The sequence below is a fragment of the Paenibacillus sp. 1182 genome, assembly GCF_017833915.1.
GTDB classification, from domain to species: domain Bacteria; phylum Bacillota; class Bacilli; order Paenibacillales; family Paenibacillaceae; genus Paenibacillus; species Paenibacillus polymyxa_D.
Genome location: NZ_JAFICR010000002.1, coordinates 138,772 through 152,153, shown reverse-complemented (window position 1 = coordinate 152,153; position 13,382 = coordinate 138,772). Strand labels below are relative to the sequence as shown.

General features: G+C 41.9%; 14 protein-coding genes and 2 pseudogenes. 5 read left to right on the top strand and 11 right to left on the bottom strand.

Annotation, left to right across the window (positions count from 1 at the left end):
* Nucleotides 1–76: 76 nt before the first annotated feature.
* From JOD82_RS03705 to JOD82_RS03695, 3 genes are all read right to left on the bottom strand, one after another.
* A complete protein-coding gene (locus JOD82_RS03705; protein ID WP_209947642.1) occupies nucleotides 77–787 on the bottom strand; it encodes an MBL fold metallo-hydrolase in 711 nt (236 codons plus the stop codon).
* A 376-nt stretch (nucleotides 788–1,163) separates the two neighbouring features.
* The gene (locus JOD82_RS03700; RefSeq protein ID WP_209947640.1) at nucleotides 1,164–1,805 is read right to left on the bottom strand and encodes an SDR family oxidoreductase; all 642 of its coding nucleotides are present in this window, start codon (nucleotides 1,803–1,805) and stop codon (nucleotides 1,164–1,166) included.
* A 100-nt stretch (nucleotides 1,806–1,905) separates the two neighbouring features.
* Nucleotides 1,906–2,505 carry a TetR/AcrR family transcriptional regulator gene (locus JOD82_RS03695; protein ID WP_209947638.1) on the bottom strand — a complete coding sequence of 200 codons (600 nt, stop codon included), beginning with the start codon at nucleotides 2,503–2,505 and terminating at the stop codon, nucleotides 1,906–1,908.
* 242 nt (nucleotides 2,506–2,747) lie between these two features.
* Here JOD82_RS03695 and JOD82_RS03690 point away from each other — a divergent pair, with 242 nt between their 5' ends.
* From JOD82_RS03690 to JOD82_RS03670, 5 genes and pseudogenes are all read left to right on the top strand, one after another.
* On the top strand, nucleotides 2,748–3,488 hold the full coding sequence (locus JOD82_RS03690) for an ABC transporter ATP-binding protein (RefSeq protein ID WP_209947636.1): 741 nt from the start codon (nucleotides 2,748–2,750) through the stop codon (nucleotides 3,486–3,488).
* Nucleotides 3,485–4,246 (top strand): ABC transporter permease, encoded by a 762-nt coding sequence (locus JOD82_RS03685; protein ID WP_209947634.1) that lies wholly within the window; start codon nucleotides 3,485–3,487, stop codon nucleotides 4,244–4,246. The genes JOD82_RS03690 and JOD82_RS03685 overlap by 4 nt, the downstream gene beginning before the upstream one ends.
* 123 nt (nucleotides 4,247–4,369) lie before the next feature.
* Entirely contained in the window at nucleotides 4,370–4,717 is a 348-nt protein-coding gene (locus JOD82_RS03680) for a KGG domain-containing protein (protein WP_209947633.1), read from the top strand.
* Nucleotides 4,718–5,106: 389 nt separating this feature from the next.
* Nucleotides 5,107–5,338 (top strand): annotated as a pseudogene (locus tag JOD82_RS03675) (AraC family transcriptional regulator); the annotation flags it as partial.
* A 491-nt stretch (nucleotides 5,339–5,829) separates the two neighbouring features.
* Nucleotides 5,830–6,288 (top strand): AbrB/MazE/SpoVT family DNA-binding domain-containing protein, encoded by a 459-nt coding sequence (locus JOD82_RS03670; RefSeq protein ID WP_209947631.1) that lies wholly within the window; start codon nucleotides 5,830–5,832, stop codon nucleotides 6,286–6,288.
* Nucleotides 6,289–6,452: 164 nt separating this feature from the next.
* On the opposite strand, the gene JOD82_RS03665 is transcribed toward JOD82_RS03670, so the two are convergent.
* The 8 genes and pseudogenes from JOD82_RS03665 to JOD82_RS29585 all read right to left on the bottom strand — a co-directional run bounded on the left by JOD82_RS03665 (nucleotide 6,453) and on the right by JOD82_RS29585 (nucleotide 13,003).
* On the bottom strand, nucleotides 6,453–7,328 hold the full coding sequence (locus JOD82_RS03665; protein ID WP_209947629.1) for a copper amine oxidase N-terminal domain-containing protein: 876 nt from the start codon (nucleotides 7,326–7,328) through the stop codon (nucleotides 6,453–6,455).
* Nucleotides 7,329–7,381: 53 nt separating this feature from the next.
* Entirely contained in the window at nucleotides 7,382–8,485 is a 1,104-nt protein-coding gene (locus JOD82_RS03660) for a hypothetical protein (protein ID WP_209947627.1), read from the bottom strand.
* An 816-nt stretch (nucleotides 8,486–9,301) separates the two neighbouring features.
* On the bottom strand, nucleotides 9,302–9,532 hold the full coding sequence (locus JOD82_RS03655; protein ID WP_069012231.1) for an aspartyl-phosphate phosphatase Spo0E family protein: 231 nt from the start codon (nucleotides 9,530–9,532) through the stop codon (nucleotides 9,302–9,304).
* 214 nt (nucleotides 9,533–9,746) lie between these two features.
* Nucleotides 9,747–10,117 (bottom strand): annotated as a pseudogene (locus JOD82_RS29705) (hypothetical protein); the annotation flags it as partial.
* A gap of 227 nt (nucleotides 10,118–10,344) precedes the next feature.
* Nucleotides 10,345–10,950, bottom strand: coding sequence for an ATPase (locus tag JOD82_RS03650; protein WP_069012232.1), 606 nt, complete (start codon nucleotides 10,948–10,950; stop codon nucleotides 10,345–10,347).
* Complete coding sequence (locus JOD82_RS03645; RefSeq protein ID WP_176715749.1) at nucleotides 10,947–11,120, bottom strand: hypothetical protein; 174 nt, start codon at nucleotides 11,118–11,120, stop codon at nucleotides 10,947–10,949. Before JOD82_RS03645 ends, JOD82_RS03650 begins: the two co-directional genes overlap by 4 nt.
* Nucleotides 11,121–11,856: 736 nt before the next feature.
* Entirely contained in the window at nucleotides 11,857–12,114 is a 258-nt protein-coding gene (locus tag JOD82_RS03640) for a SunI/YnzG family protein (RefSeq protein WP_069012233.1), read from the bottom strand.
* Between the two features lie 676 nt (nucleotides 12,115–12,790).
* Nucleotides 12,791–13,003, bottom strand: a complete 213-nt coding sequence (locus JOD82_RS29585; RefSeq protein WP_176715750.1) for a hypothetical protein — start codon at nucleotides 13,001–13,003, stop codon at nucleotides 12,791–12,793.
* Nucleotides 13,004–13,382 lie beyond the last annotated feature (379 nt).

Below are 13,382 nucleotides of genomic sequence, written 5' to 3'. Positions count from 1 at the left end.
CTATTTTCCCATATTGTATCTGCCTTAGCTTAGGACTTTGTGAGTTCTGGCTGAATGTTGGCTGAATACGGAATCATCACACTGAAGATTGTTGTTCCATCTCCATAATCGCCCTTTCCAGCTGAGATTGTGGATGCTTCAGCATGTTGCCGTGACCGACAGCTAATAAAGATGGATCGAAACTCGCCAGCTTTTTGGCGCTTTTCAGCGAAATTTCCTTGTTCCAGGTAGCCAGTGCCGGAAAAGGAAACAGCGGTTTAAGCCTTCCCGATACCGCTATACCTCCTCGGGTCTGAATGGCGTCGCCTGCAATTAACGCTCGGGTACGAGTATCCAAAAATGCCATCGAACCCGGCGTATGTCCTGGTGCGCTGATCGCCAACAGCGAACCTACATGATCCCCATCCTCCAGTAAAACGTCAGGCTGGGTAAGGATATGCTTCGGTACATCGCCCCGAATTGGAGTATCCGGTTCCCCTGCCTCCAACGATACATCGCCCTGTAGCAGCGGTGCGTCCCGCCTTGAAATGAATACTTGCGCGTCAGGATACCTTGCCTTCAGCTTATCCAACGCACCCACATGATCCCCATGGGCATGGGTAAGTACAATTCGAATAATCGGCTGCCCGATCCGCGCCGCAGCCTGCTCTATACCACGGGTACTGTATGGCAATCCGGCATCTACTAAGGTGAGCCCCTCTTTCTCCTCCACCAAATAACAGTTCACCGGGAACAGCCGGGGCATAAACGTCAATTGATACAGATGCTGTACCTGAACAATACGCATTTCAGCTCATCTCCTTGTCTTCATCACAAACTAATTATATTAGTATTATAATTAATATAATTAGTTTTAAGCAAACATTTTTGCTGCTATTCAGCCGGAGTTGGAGCTTGGGACTACTACGGGGACGATCATACGGAGAAAAACAGCAAAAAAGCATCCCCGGAACTCTGCCTCCGTGGATGCCTCTCAAAGCACAAGAATTAACTTCAGATACGAATCTTCCTGCACGCTCCCTTTGCCCAGTCTTGGGAATGGTGATATCGTGATGTCAGGAGATCCAGATATCATTGCAGAAACTTGGTACAACTTATACGAGAAAAAGCATAGCTTTGAAGAAACATTCTCAAAAGAAATGGATCCAACAACTTCACCGTAATTACAGCCGGATTGCCTCAGCAATAGGTGTACTGCCAGACACCAAATTAATTGAACGATGATACGTCTGCTGTTCCTCCAGCACTGCTATGACCGCTGCCGCCACATCTTCACGAGAAATGGTGTGGCTGGTGCGATCCTCACCAGTAGCAACTTTGCCGGTGCCCACATCATCCGTCAGGCCACCCGGACGAAGAATCGTGTAGTCCAGGTTGCTCGCTTCTAACAGGCGGTCAGCGTAATGCTTCGCCACATAATACGGTTTAATGGATTCGGGCCACTGCTCCCGTTTCTCCGCATGTAGGGCGCTGACCATAACGAAGCGTTGGATACCTGCTTGTTCGGCGGCTTCCATCGCCTTGACTGCTCCATCCAGGTCGATGAGCAGCGTTTTATCCGCTCCTGTTTTTCCACCGGAGCCTGCCGTGAATACGATAGCATCGCTACCTTTTATAGCTGCGGCAATTTCACCAACCGTCCCTTCGAGGTCAGCTACCACCGTTTCTGCTCCCAAACGTTCAAGCGCTTCAGCCTGATCCGAATGGCGAATCAACGCCTTTACACGATGCGATTTATTTTGCCCCAGTAGACGAACAAGATGTCTGCCTACTTTTCCATTTGCGCCAATCACCAGTACGTTCACTCATATCCCCCCTGTATTCAGAGTCTCTCATCTACATTATACAGATGTATTTTACCCTTCGGGTCTGCGACGCAATCATGTTAGCTGCATCAGGTTGAAATCAGACTTCTTTGGTCAGCTCACCATCTCGTTCTTGCTGCACACGCAGACCTGCCAAAAAGGTAGCCATCATCACCTCTATGCTCCAGTCCACCTCCACAGGCAAACCAAACCCGCCCTTTTGTTCAAGCGAGGCAAATCCATGAAGCAGGCTACGGAATCCCCTCGCTGCATGAATGCAATCTTCTTCCTTAAAGCCATAACCACTGGACAGGACGGCAATGACCAGCTCGGCCACGCGATCCGCAGCCTGCCTCATTTCGGTATCATTTCGATCAGTTGCATACAGCATCGCTTCATACAAACCGGGTCGCTCGCGAGCATACCGCATATACGCCTTCCCCATAGCGGTCAGCGCATCTTCGCCCGCTCTACCAACCGCTGCGCTCATCAAAGCTTCCTCCAACTGTTCGAGGCTGTGCAATGCCAGTACTTGGCGCAGTCCGTTCAATCCGTTCACGTGGTTATACAAGGACGGAGGGCGAATGTGCAGCTTTTGCGCCAGCGTGGTGAGCGTGACATCCCCCATCCCTTGTTCATTGGCAATGTCCTCGGCAGCCCGCAGGATATCTTGCAGTTTTACTCCGTTTCTAGGCGACATCATCCTGCCTCCTTCCATCTAATTTCTATGTAATCCGGTTCCTTATACATATACTGAGTCGATCCAGATTCTATTTTAACTAATCCTGTTAGTTTATACAAAGAAAATGCCGTTTACAACAGCCAACCTGCATCGAACCTTTATAGAAGAGCATAGCGGGCATTACTGATATAATAAAAAATAAGATCATAGAACGGATCTGATCTCTTTCTCGATCCCCTACAAAGGAGCTAGCTATATCTATGGAACTCAATCCATTTCCAGCTATTGAATTCAATCACATTATCAAATATTTCGCCGGGTCTGGACAGCAACGTGCTGTTCTGAACGGGATTACAGCAAAAGTCTCCCCCGGCAAAATCACCACGTTGGTCGGTCCATCGGGGTCTGGTAAAAGCACGTTGCTTTCACTGTGCAACCTCCTAATGACACCAGATGAAGGGGACATCCGTGTCCTCGGCAAACCTATATCGGAGTGGGAGATCCCTGAACTGAGACGGAAAGTAGCATTGGTTTTTCAGGATGCCTCCATGCTTCAGGGAACGGTCCTATACAATCTCCAAACCGTAGAACGGCTGCACGGTACGGTGCTGGATGATCCTGCCGGCCTGTTGGAACGCGTAGGACTTACTCGCGACCTGTTGGAGCAGAAGGCGCAGGAACTGTCCGGCGGACAAAGACAGCGCTTGGCCTTGGCGCGGACACTCGCGAACCGCCCGGATATTTTACTGCTAGATGAGATTACTTCTGCACTGGACCCTGCCTCGGTCAAAGAGGTTGAGGAATTGCTGCTGCAAATGAACAAAGAAGAAGGAACAACGATGATCTGGATTACGCATCATATGGAACAAGCCCGCAGGGTAGGCCACGAAACATGGCTGATGATCGACGGAAGACTGATAGAACAAGCGGATACGGAGACGTTTTTTAATGCTCCACAACTTAGTGAGACCCGCAGGTTTGTAGCAGGAGAATGGGTATGACGATTGTTGCCTTGATTCTCTCTCTCGGTTTTGTATTTATCGCTATCGTCATGTCCAAATCCTTCAAACTCGGTCTGGACCGAGACATGATCATCGCCACGATCAGAGCGTCGGTTCAACTGCTGGCGATTGGATATGTATTGCATTTGATTTTTGGGATGCAAAGCTACGGATTTATCGTATTATTCATTCTGCTCATGATTACCGTAGCCTCACAAAATGTTGCGCGCAAAGGGCGATTTATCCCCGGTCTCATGTGGAAATCGTTCCTGACGCTGCTGTGTGTGGAAATCGTTACGCAGGCGTTCCTGATTGGCTTGCATATCATTCCGGCGACAGCACGGTACATGATTCCGATTAGCGGCATGATCATTGGCAGCTCCATGATTTTATCCAGCCTGCTGGTGTCCCGTCTCAAGTCGGAAGTCCTGCTACGCAAGCCTGAAATCATGCTCATTCTGGCGCTAGGCGGCACGCCTAGACAAGCCATCTTCCCTATACTCAAGGATTGCATACGTTCCAGTATGATTCCAACCATTGAAGGGCAAAAAACGTTAGGGCTGGTCCAGCTTCCCGGCATGATGACCGGACAAATCATCGCAGGTGCCAATCCGATTGCCGCCGTGCGTTTGCAATTGCTCATCGTATTTACCACCATGACCTCTGCTATTTTGACCAGCGTGCTGCTCAGCCTGTTCATTTATCCGGCATTATTTAACCGCCAGCAACAACTGCACACAGAAACATGGGAACGCTAATCAGGTGAATATCCCCAGTTATCTGTGATTTCGTAAAATAAAAGAGACATGTTTAATTCCTGACACAAAGGTTAATAGATACACGTACCCGCTTTACTAAAATTCGATGAGGAGTGATTGAACATGGCTAACAACAACCAAAATGGCAAAATGAGTCGCGAAGAGGCAGGACGTTTAGGTGGAGAAGCTACTGCTAAAAATCACGACAAAGAATTTTATCAGGAGATTGGCGAAAAAGGTGGCGAAGCCACTTCCAAAAGTCATGGCAAGGACTTCTACCAGGAAATTGGTGAAAAAGGCGGCGAAGCCACTTCCAAAAACCATGACAAGGAATTCTATCAAGAAATCGGACGCAAGGGCGGCGAAGCCCGTGGCAATTCAGACCAAAGTGATAGCGACGGGAAAATGAGCAGGGAAGAAGCAGGCCGCAAAGGCGGCGAGGCCCGCGCCCGTCAGCGTAGAAATAACTGACAATAGGGAGTATATGGTCAGTGCAATTGCAATGTAGAGGCACAGACTGCATATAAACATGAAGTATAGTGGACGTTTATGTTATAAAAGCCTATCTGCCGGAACAACGGCAGATAGGCTTTTTGTGTGAAAGTTACTTTCGTCAACCGATCATGCACCTTACAATATACATAAACAGGGTAATAAACCAATCATACATACTTTATTACAACTGAACAAATATATCCGTCAGATTCTTTTCTCATGTCATCCTACTTATTGCGAACACGATAACAGGGACTAACATAGCCCTTGGTTAAAGCTTCATGGATACAAAAGAGTGCATGCAACTCAAATCAAATATTCCTGCATTCCGGCTGTTAAGATGGAGTCGAAAGGAGGGAAACCTCGTGTACGAATGGAACGAAATGGTTCAGCTCATGATCGATTGGATTGATAATAATCTTACTTCGGCACCTTCGTTGTTGAGAATGTCCAATCAGTTAGGCTACTCCCCTTACTACTGTACAAAACAGTTTCATTCTCTTACAGGAATGACGTTAAGGGACTATGTGTGGATGCGCCGGATTAGCCGTGCCGCACTTGGAACTCCGGGATAACCATGTCCGCATCCTCGATGTTAGATGGTTAAGGAGCATTTGCAAGAAGCTGAAGTCAAAATCAATGTCCTCCAAGTGTTTAAAAAGGTGGCAAGTTAATTATAAACGTTTGTAATTATAAATAGCTACCTTTACAAACAAATTTTCGGACTAAATTTGAGTGTTTGTAAAGGTATACCTTTACGGACACAATGACGAGGTATATGTGCTGCTATATGAATAAAAAAGGGCATCCGTAGGGATGCTCTTCCAGGCTGTCGAAAAATCATTTGGCTGCGTCTCTGACCACGGGACCAGCGCCGGGAAAATCCAGCGATTTTCCCGGCGCTGGTCGGCTCACATGAGCACAGCAATACGCCCAAATTAAATCCAATGTCAAAACTAATAGATTCCCCATATAATAACATCTACTTTGCGGGTGGTGTCACATACGCATACGCTCCCCAACTATGTAAATTCATACCATTATCTTGAATTAGTTGCTATTATTAGAGGTGAAAAGGAGTGAAATCATTGAAAAGTACAGGTATGACACGTCCCTTAGATGCGCTAGGTCGTATTGTCATTCCCAAAGAAATGCGGAGTGTGCTAAATTACGAGATAGGCGATCCCATTGAATTCTTCCTTGATGAAGAGGCGGGTATTCTTTGCCTTCGTAAGTATATTGGAGTTGCTTGCATGCTGTGCGGATCATTGGAGGGCTTAACTTACTTTAGAGACTCATTTATGTGTGTAAACTGCATTCGCGAGCTGAAGAGTCATCCAGGTTCCAGTAAATTACCTTCTCCCTATCCAGCAGCTGCAAATCATGTTTATCCGAAAACTAAAAAAAGAATGTATCAATCCGCACCGCAAATGGTTGATAAGCTTAGAAGGCTTATTGAATCAGATCCAAACGCCTCCCAAAAAGAATATGCTAAACAACTTGGTATATCGCAAGGGCGTGTTTCGCAACTTAAAAAATTACTGTAGACAGCAGAATGAAAAAGGCTCCCTATTTTAAGGAGCCTTCAGATTTTATAGGAGCTACTTTCAAGCCAGCGTGATAACTGCTGCTCGCCGATCTGTTTATTGGCCACTGGATGGCCATATTAAACGATCGATGAGGTTCAGCACCCATGCCATTTATATTTAAATTACAATTTTCGTTCATTCTTCGTTTGTATTGTTCTTCCGGCAGTTAGTATATACTGCAAAGGGTCATTTATTTTGAGATACGACAGACTTTGAGACACGCTGCCTTCCGGATTAACTTTTGGACGTTTTCGATCCGGGAGATCTATAGACGCGAAGTCTGCATCCATATCCACCGTTTGATTAAAATAGCCAATGATGTGCAAATCTTCTTTCCCTTCTCTAATCGTAGAGCCTGTCCGATTTAATCCACTCACCGTAATACTCCCTCTGGTTTCGCCTGCTGAGTTTTTCTCTTCCACAAGCTTGAAATTTTGAATATCCAGTGCAGAAGGATTGTCAAGAATGAATCTTCCTTGGTCCAGTTCTATTACTCTTTGAAAAATCTTGCTTTGGTCAAAAGACGGATTTTTTAAAATCACTTTGTTGTTCCTGTACTCAAACGGGATATCCATACTTCTCAGCAATACTCCAAGCGGAATGACAAAGGCATCCTGAATCACTTCGGGCTGAGTGTCCATCTGTGCTGGAGTATTGTTCAGTTTATATGTTTTTGCTCCCTTTTGAAACACAATTTCATTTGAACTCCACCTGATTTTTGCTTCCTGAAGTTTACCGTTATAATCAACTTTTGCGCCAAGAAGCTCGGCAACGGAACGAAGCGGAACCATGAGACGTTTTTCTTCATTAACGTAGGGACCAATCGGTGTGCAGTACAAAACATCATAATCATTCACTTTGAGCAAAGAGGTTCCTTTGACATGAATAGAGTGATTAATCGGTGCTGCATTAGCGTTATAAGAAGAGGTTCCAAATATAGCACTCACAAGAACTGCAAGAGATAATACAGCCGTTCTATAAAAATATTTTCGTTTCATTTTTTTACCCTCCGTTTATATAACGAAGCAAAGTCTTTTTTTGTTGCAAACATTTACGGAACTCTAATATTTACAGTTTCTTCACCAGGATTAACAAATGAAGCTGTAACTTGCGAACTCGGTACATTGCAGTATCCTGCAGTTTGTGACGATGTAGTCCACGGAGAATTATTTGTTGAGCTTGTGCCAATATAAGAATTGTACCAGTGAACTCCGTTAATAAACGATCCAGAATGTGGAGAACCTACTTTAGACGCTATAGTTGTCGATCGTTTAATAGATTGATTATAGCCACTAGTATTCCAACCCCTAACATCTCTTACCACAGTGGTATCTTTTTGAGAACTACCTACAATGGAACCCGCTGCATATAAAGCGACTTTATCAGACGATGGAACATAAAATTTCAAAAATATATTTTGGCCCGATTCAAAGAGTGGACCATATGAATAGCCATTCTGTCTTATGAACATTGCCCAGTTATCGTTTGTAGGCTGATGGAAAAAACCCGCATCAACCTCATTTGCTGCAATTCCACCTGCATAAATGTGGGCTGTATCACCATTTCCTCCAGGTTTATTCTCATCATGCATTTGCCCTTTATTTTGAGAAGGTAGATATACATATCCAGAATACCATGAGTATCCGGTATTTGATTGAACCTTTCTATATGGTCCATCAGAAGGAGCACATGAAACATTTTGAGTTGAGAAAGATTGTGTAAGATCGCATGTTTGCTTTGGAGCAGCGATAGTTTGTCCTTCTTTAGTTTTAAATAAATTTTCTCCTATTTGCTCTGCATTTGACCATTGCTTCAATAATTCAGGCTTGTTTGCAAAAATCTCTCCATCATCTCGAATGTATACTACATTGGTTCTTTCTTCAGCAGGTATGTCTTTCATTACATCTAAAATGATAGCTCTATCAGTACCGGTGATATGGGGATCAATAAAAGTTTTAGAGTCTAGCAATTCGGGCTCAACACCATACTTTCCAATTTCAGTGGCCTTATAAGTATCATCTGAGACAGAAGCCGGCTTAGCTAATTCCTGATTCGAAACGCCTTCCGCACCCGTAAGACACGGAAAGACTGTCATTGCAAGCAAAGGGATCACTAACATTGTTTTTTTTATTTTACCATTAAAGCTAAATTTCATTCATCTTCCATCCTCTCTTTTTTTTACATAAATATACCTTACGCGTTTCTGGAATAAATGTACACTACAACCATGTAAAATTTTTGTAATTTTTTTGTAGTGTGATACTCTTCCTCTCATGAAAAATACATCAGTTTCATATTGTTCTTATGACATACCCCACTCTCCTTTTTGCCATACACATTAAACAAATGACATTTAATTGAATAATCATTTGTTACTTTACATTTCTTTATAGAAGTTGGAATACCTCTGGTAATTATTGCCATCCCTAATAAATCCAAAGATTTTTTTCAATAGGACACTAAAAAAATAAAAAAGTATTACGGCAACGACACAAATAGCCCGGTGGGTGCAACCCCCCGAGCCAATTTTGACAAAATTCAAGTAACACAATTAGATATTCATTTCTTGTTATGAATTGAATAAAGCTCTGTTGTATTACTTTACACCCGTCTCTCAAATTTTGATAGGCTGAAAAATAGAACGAATGGGATTAGGAACGGATAATGAACAGATACCCACGAAGTAGCTACTCCTAAGCCAAAAAGGATCAGACATGTCGTGCTCTGGCCCGTTATCAATGTCGTGCCTTGACCGATCGAAACATCGTATCATTTCCCCGGGTCAATCTCTACCCCTTCTGCCTGCACAGTAGTTTCTACCCTGCTCGGTAACGTAGCAAACATGCTTTGTGAGTTGTAGAAGTTGCTACTACAATGTTTGTACACGTACCAAATTATTTACATTTTATGACTTGAGAAAATATATATATATATATATCATTCAAAGCATTTTATAGCATAATTATGAACGTTATGTGGGAAGAGAAATAGTTTTGCATAAAAAGGATTGGGGGGATGCCTGAACATTGTGATGTAACTCTTTAGTCTGGTACATACGATTGTACTGGTTAATTAGTTCGTCCAAAATCATTGATTGCTCAAGAACACATGAATGTCCGAAGCCGCCATACTGTTTGTAAAGATCATGCAATCGTTGTCTGGCACTTTCCAATTGTTTAATTAAGGATTCATCTATGTTCATATTTTCATTTCCTCCTAGTTATTTTCACTTTAGGAGAAAATAAACAAATACATTGTATGCGTTTTTTAGCCAAAAGATAAAAAAAGCCAGCTGAAGGGCTGGCCGGAGATAACAATTTGGTATTCATTAAAATGTACCGATGTGTCCTTGTACTTCGATTGTGCTCGAGCTTGGGATTCCGGTTGGAACTGGTAGGGCAAATACCAGTAAAAAACTAATTGTAGCCAAAACTAAAGCCATCTTCTTGATCATTTTTTTCCACACCTCCTCATAAGCGGAACTAATTTGGGCCTGTGTTTCAGGATCAGCGTATTCACTGAAACGGAAAAATAAGCCTGCACAATTAGATATAAGTAGTACATGGTTAATTATACCAGATTTTTTCAAAGCTTCTGTTAAGCATTTAAAGCCATAAAGGTATCTTTCTTTAAACAGGTTATATTTAGCTAACTTATACCAGAATCGTGCGGCTTCTTCGAGTAAAACTTGCTGCTCTGCTAATGAATTTGTATGTTCTGGTTCTTGGTATGCTGCAATTTGAGTCTCAAAGCGCTGAAGAATATGATCAATGTCGACATGATACCGATATGGCTACGCAGTGCTACGTCCAGTGAAAAAAGTGTAGAGATAAAGAATCCGAAGAAGCCGCTACGATCAGGATGCTGTTCATCGTCTTGCTAAAGTCTGTTGAAAAATAATAACAGTTTATTACTAACGAATTCTATTTTGAGGTGCAACATCGAATTGACATTGTGGACACAATACGATGTAAATATAGAGTAAACCGATCACTGAGTCATACAGTGATCGGTTTATTCTTGATCAGCATTTTTATTTTGCAAGTAACTATCAATGATTTTAACCCAATCCGGTAACAACGCCGCATGATGTTTCATCGTTTCACTATCTGATTCCAATACAATCACGCCATCTGAGCTACTGTTGTCAATGACAATTAAATGATCGATAAGTTTTTGATGTAAGAGAAGATTGTCCAGCGAGGTCTGATGCCGTCTTATAATATCAGCGGTATCAATGTGGTGACCCCCATTTCGAACTCGTGCAGCAACTCGCTCGATATTAAGACGATAATCACCAAGGCCCACATAAAACATAATAACTTCAAAGCCCTTTTCTTTTGCCACTCGCATTTGTCGAATCACATTGCCACCAGCAAGTGTCGTCTCTACGGTAAAATCTCGTTTATTTCTTATACAATCCCGCGCTAGCTTAATTGCTTCCTTTCCTGCCGATACTTTGTGTCGATCAGGGTTTTCACGATCAATCCCTCGCGCTAACGCATCTGGATCGATATTAACACTTACACCAAGTTTATCAACGATTAGATTACGAATTGTACTCTTGCCACTTCCGTTGTTTCCTGCGAATACAAACATAGTAGCAAACGGCTCACTCATGATAAAATATCCTGTTCTTTAATTCGTTCGACTTGACCATTACTGTACTCTTTAACAAAATGACCATCCGGCGTTTTGTAGACGATATATGTGCCATTTGCTTTAGCGTCCAGTTTTGCTCTATCTCCAGTTAGTTTGATTAGCTTGCCTAGGTCGTGTGTACGATTCATTCAGCCATCACCCTCCCATACAATTCATATATCGAGAGTATATCACAAATCGAAAAGTCTGAAAGAATCCAGCGTCACTCAAAACCACACGAATACCGTACGGCTAAAAATCGTGATAAGTAAATAGGATCGAAATATCGTTCTTTTTAATACATATTAATAAATAAATTTGGTATAAATGCTACCTTCAGCTTTTTTATTCGTCTATTACAACAAATACAATTGCGGAGGTATAGGCAATGAAATGAATCATTTCGATTTGTGCGAGAAGCAGACATCCCCATAACCATTGTTTACTTCACTACACTAGTTTTCTGGTATCTCATTGGATACGCTTTGGACCGTTTGATTAGAAAATTGAAAAATTAAAATCACTTGAAATTATCTTCTAAATTGTCGTCTACTTTGTCAGGCTCATAAAACATTTATATATTCCGAAAATGTCGAGATAGCAACCTCTTTGGTTTTATCAGGAAGTTTATAAGGTTCTCCCTCCCCTCCAAAACCAGTAGCAGTTACAGTCAAAATCCTTCCTAGGACAACCAAGCAAGCCAACTTTTACGCTAGAGTTTAAATATAGTTAGATTCTAAATGTTCGATGCCCTTGGCAGATATATGTACATACCTCATTGCTCATTTTGAGCAATGAGGTACAATGCAGATCATGTCTGTCCTATAAAAGTATAAATTATCACTCTACTGCAGTATACCATGCTGTATTTTTGTGGACAGCTCATCAAAGATAGGACTGTATTTTTTCAAGAATATTCTGACCATTTGTAGTAAACAAAATATAGGTCTTTGAATTTGTTTTAATTACAACTCTATCCGTTGTAGCATAAGGGGTACCAATTCTTATTGCACTTTCCTCTTGTCCTGCATAAGTATTATCAAAAAAAACATCTTCAATATCACCAAGAGATAATTCTATCCTAGATAACTGCCAAGTAATAACTAAGTTATTGCTTTCCTCTTTTATACCGATTCCCAACATGCCATTTCCTCCTAAATTTTTTTCAATACAAATTGTAAAATGAAATGCGACACTTTTGTTAGAAATGCCTATAGCATGATTTGTATAGAATGAAGCTTCCTGACCACCTCTACGAGAAGCCGCTAATTGCTTACAGAAAATTTCAACATGTTTTCCCAAAAGCTGTGTTATACTAGCCGTGGAAACTTAGGGTTAGTTTCCCGTAGAGAGATCCACTTGGTAGTATTTTAAAGAGTTTCGCTCCACCATAATTCACAGAGACTCTGTCTAACTTCACCTAACAATTCATCATACTCACTTACAGTTCCAAGTATATTTTTATTTCGTTTAAGGCATTTTATAGACGATATGGCATAATTGGTTCCGTTACATGTAACATTTCGTACGTCTTCAAACTCCCTCCTAATGAATCTTATTTTAGGATGGAATGAGTAAATATGAATCTATTATTTTTGCATTCAAGACTCGGCAAAGTGAAATAAAAAAAGACCAACATTTAAGCTGGCGCGCGGTAATAACTCAGAAGCTTAAATTATAAATCACCGATCATCCCATAAATTTGAAGCATGTTGGGAGAATAGTTCGGGCTTTAAAAAGTAAAGCCAGTGTAATCAGAAAATTATTTTCCGTAAAAAGGTAAAACCATGTACTTAGCCAGCTTATAGTAAAACTGTACTTACGTTTCAGTTAAAACTTGCTGTGTATACGTATCATCTGATGATGGTTCCTGATAGGTTGCAATTTGAGGTTCAAAACGTTCTAAAACATAATCTACATCTATATAGTAACGATTGGCAGCTTCTATGACGTTTAAGAGTTCAGCAAAAATTCCTTCTTTACCTTCTATATACTCTACATAGCCAGGCAGGACGCTAACATCTCCAAACATAAGTCTATTCACATACGTATCAATTTTCGTCCAATGTTGAAACAAACTATCCAATGAAGGGTATCTGAGTCTTGCTCCTTTACCCGGCTTAAATCAGTGTTAGCACGGAGAAGTTAAAGTGCTTTCACATGTTCTCCCTTGGCATCGTATACAGCTACGCGTAGCAAACCAGAACAAGCAATATAAACAAAAAGTGGTCTACTTTGTTGCTTTAGTGACCATCCGAAGAAGGAAGTGCAGTTATCAGATCTTGACGGTAAGAACGAAAAAGGAGGTAGATCATGAAAAGCACAGGTATGACGCGTTCATTGGATACTTTGGGTCGGATCGTTGTTTCTTGAGAAATGCGATTGAAAATGAATATAAATAGCGGGGATTC

Bases quoted from the DNA above. Each gene is read 5' to 3' on its own strand.
- JOD82_RS03690 (WP_209947636.1), top strand. From the start codon at position 2,748: ATGGAACTCAATCCATTTCCAGCTATTGAATTCAATCACATTATCAAA.
- JOD82_RS03645 (WP_176715749.1), bottom strand. From the start codon at position 11,120: ATGAATCGTACACACGACCTAGGCAAGCTAATCAAACTAACTGGAGAT.
- JOD82_RS03650 (WP_069012232.1), bottom strand. From the start codon at position 10,950: ATGAGTGAGCCGTTTGCTACTATGTTTGTATTCGCAGGAAACAACGGA.
- JOD82_RS03685 (WP_209947634.1), top strand. From the start codon at position 3,485: ATGACGATTGTTGCCTTGATTCTCTCTCTCGGTTTTGTATTTATCGCT.
- JOD82_RS29585 (WP_176715750.1), bottom strand. From the start codon at position 13,003: ATGTTTGGAGATGTTAGCGTCCTGCCTGGCTATGTAGAGTATATAGAA.
- JOD82_RS03655 (WP_069012231.1), bottom strand. From the start codon at position 9,532: ATGAACATAGATGAATCCTTAATTAAACAATTGGAAAGTGCCAGACAA.
- JOD82_RS03705 (WP_209947642.1), bottom strand. From the start codon at position 787: ATGCGTATTGTTCAGGTACAGCATCTGTATCAATTGACGTTTATGCCC.
- JOD82_RS03640 (WP_069012233.1), bottom strand. From the start codon at position 12,114: ATGTTGGGAATCGGTATAAAAGAGGAAAGCAATAACTTAGTTATTACT.
- JOD82_RS03680 (WP_209947633.1), top strand. From the start codon at position 4,370: ATGGCTAACAACAACCAAAATGGCAAAATGAGTCGCGAAGAGGCAGGA.
- JOD82_RS03695 (WP_209947638.1), bottom strand. From the start codon at position 2,505: ATGTCGCCTAGAAACGGAGTAAAACTGCAAGATATCCTGCGGGCTGCC.
- JOD82_RS03665 (WP_209947629.1), bottom strand. From the start codon at position 7,328: ATGAAACGAAAATATTTTTATAGAACGGCTGTATTATCTCTTGCAGTT.
- JOD82_RS03660 (WP_209947627.1), bottom strand. From the start codon at position 8,485: ATGAAATTTAGCTTTAATGGTAAAATAAAAAAAACAATGTTAGTGATC.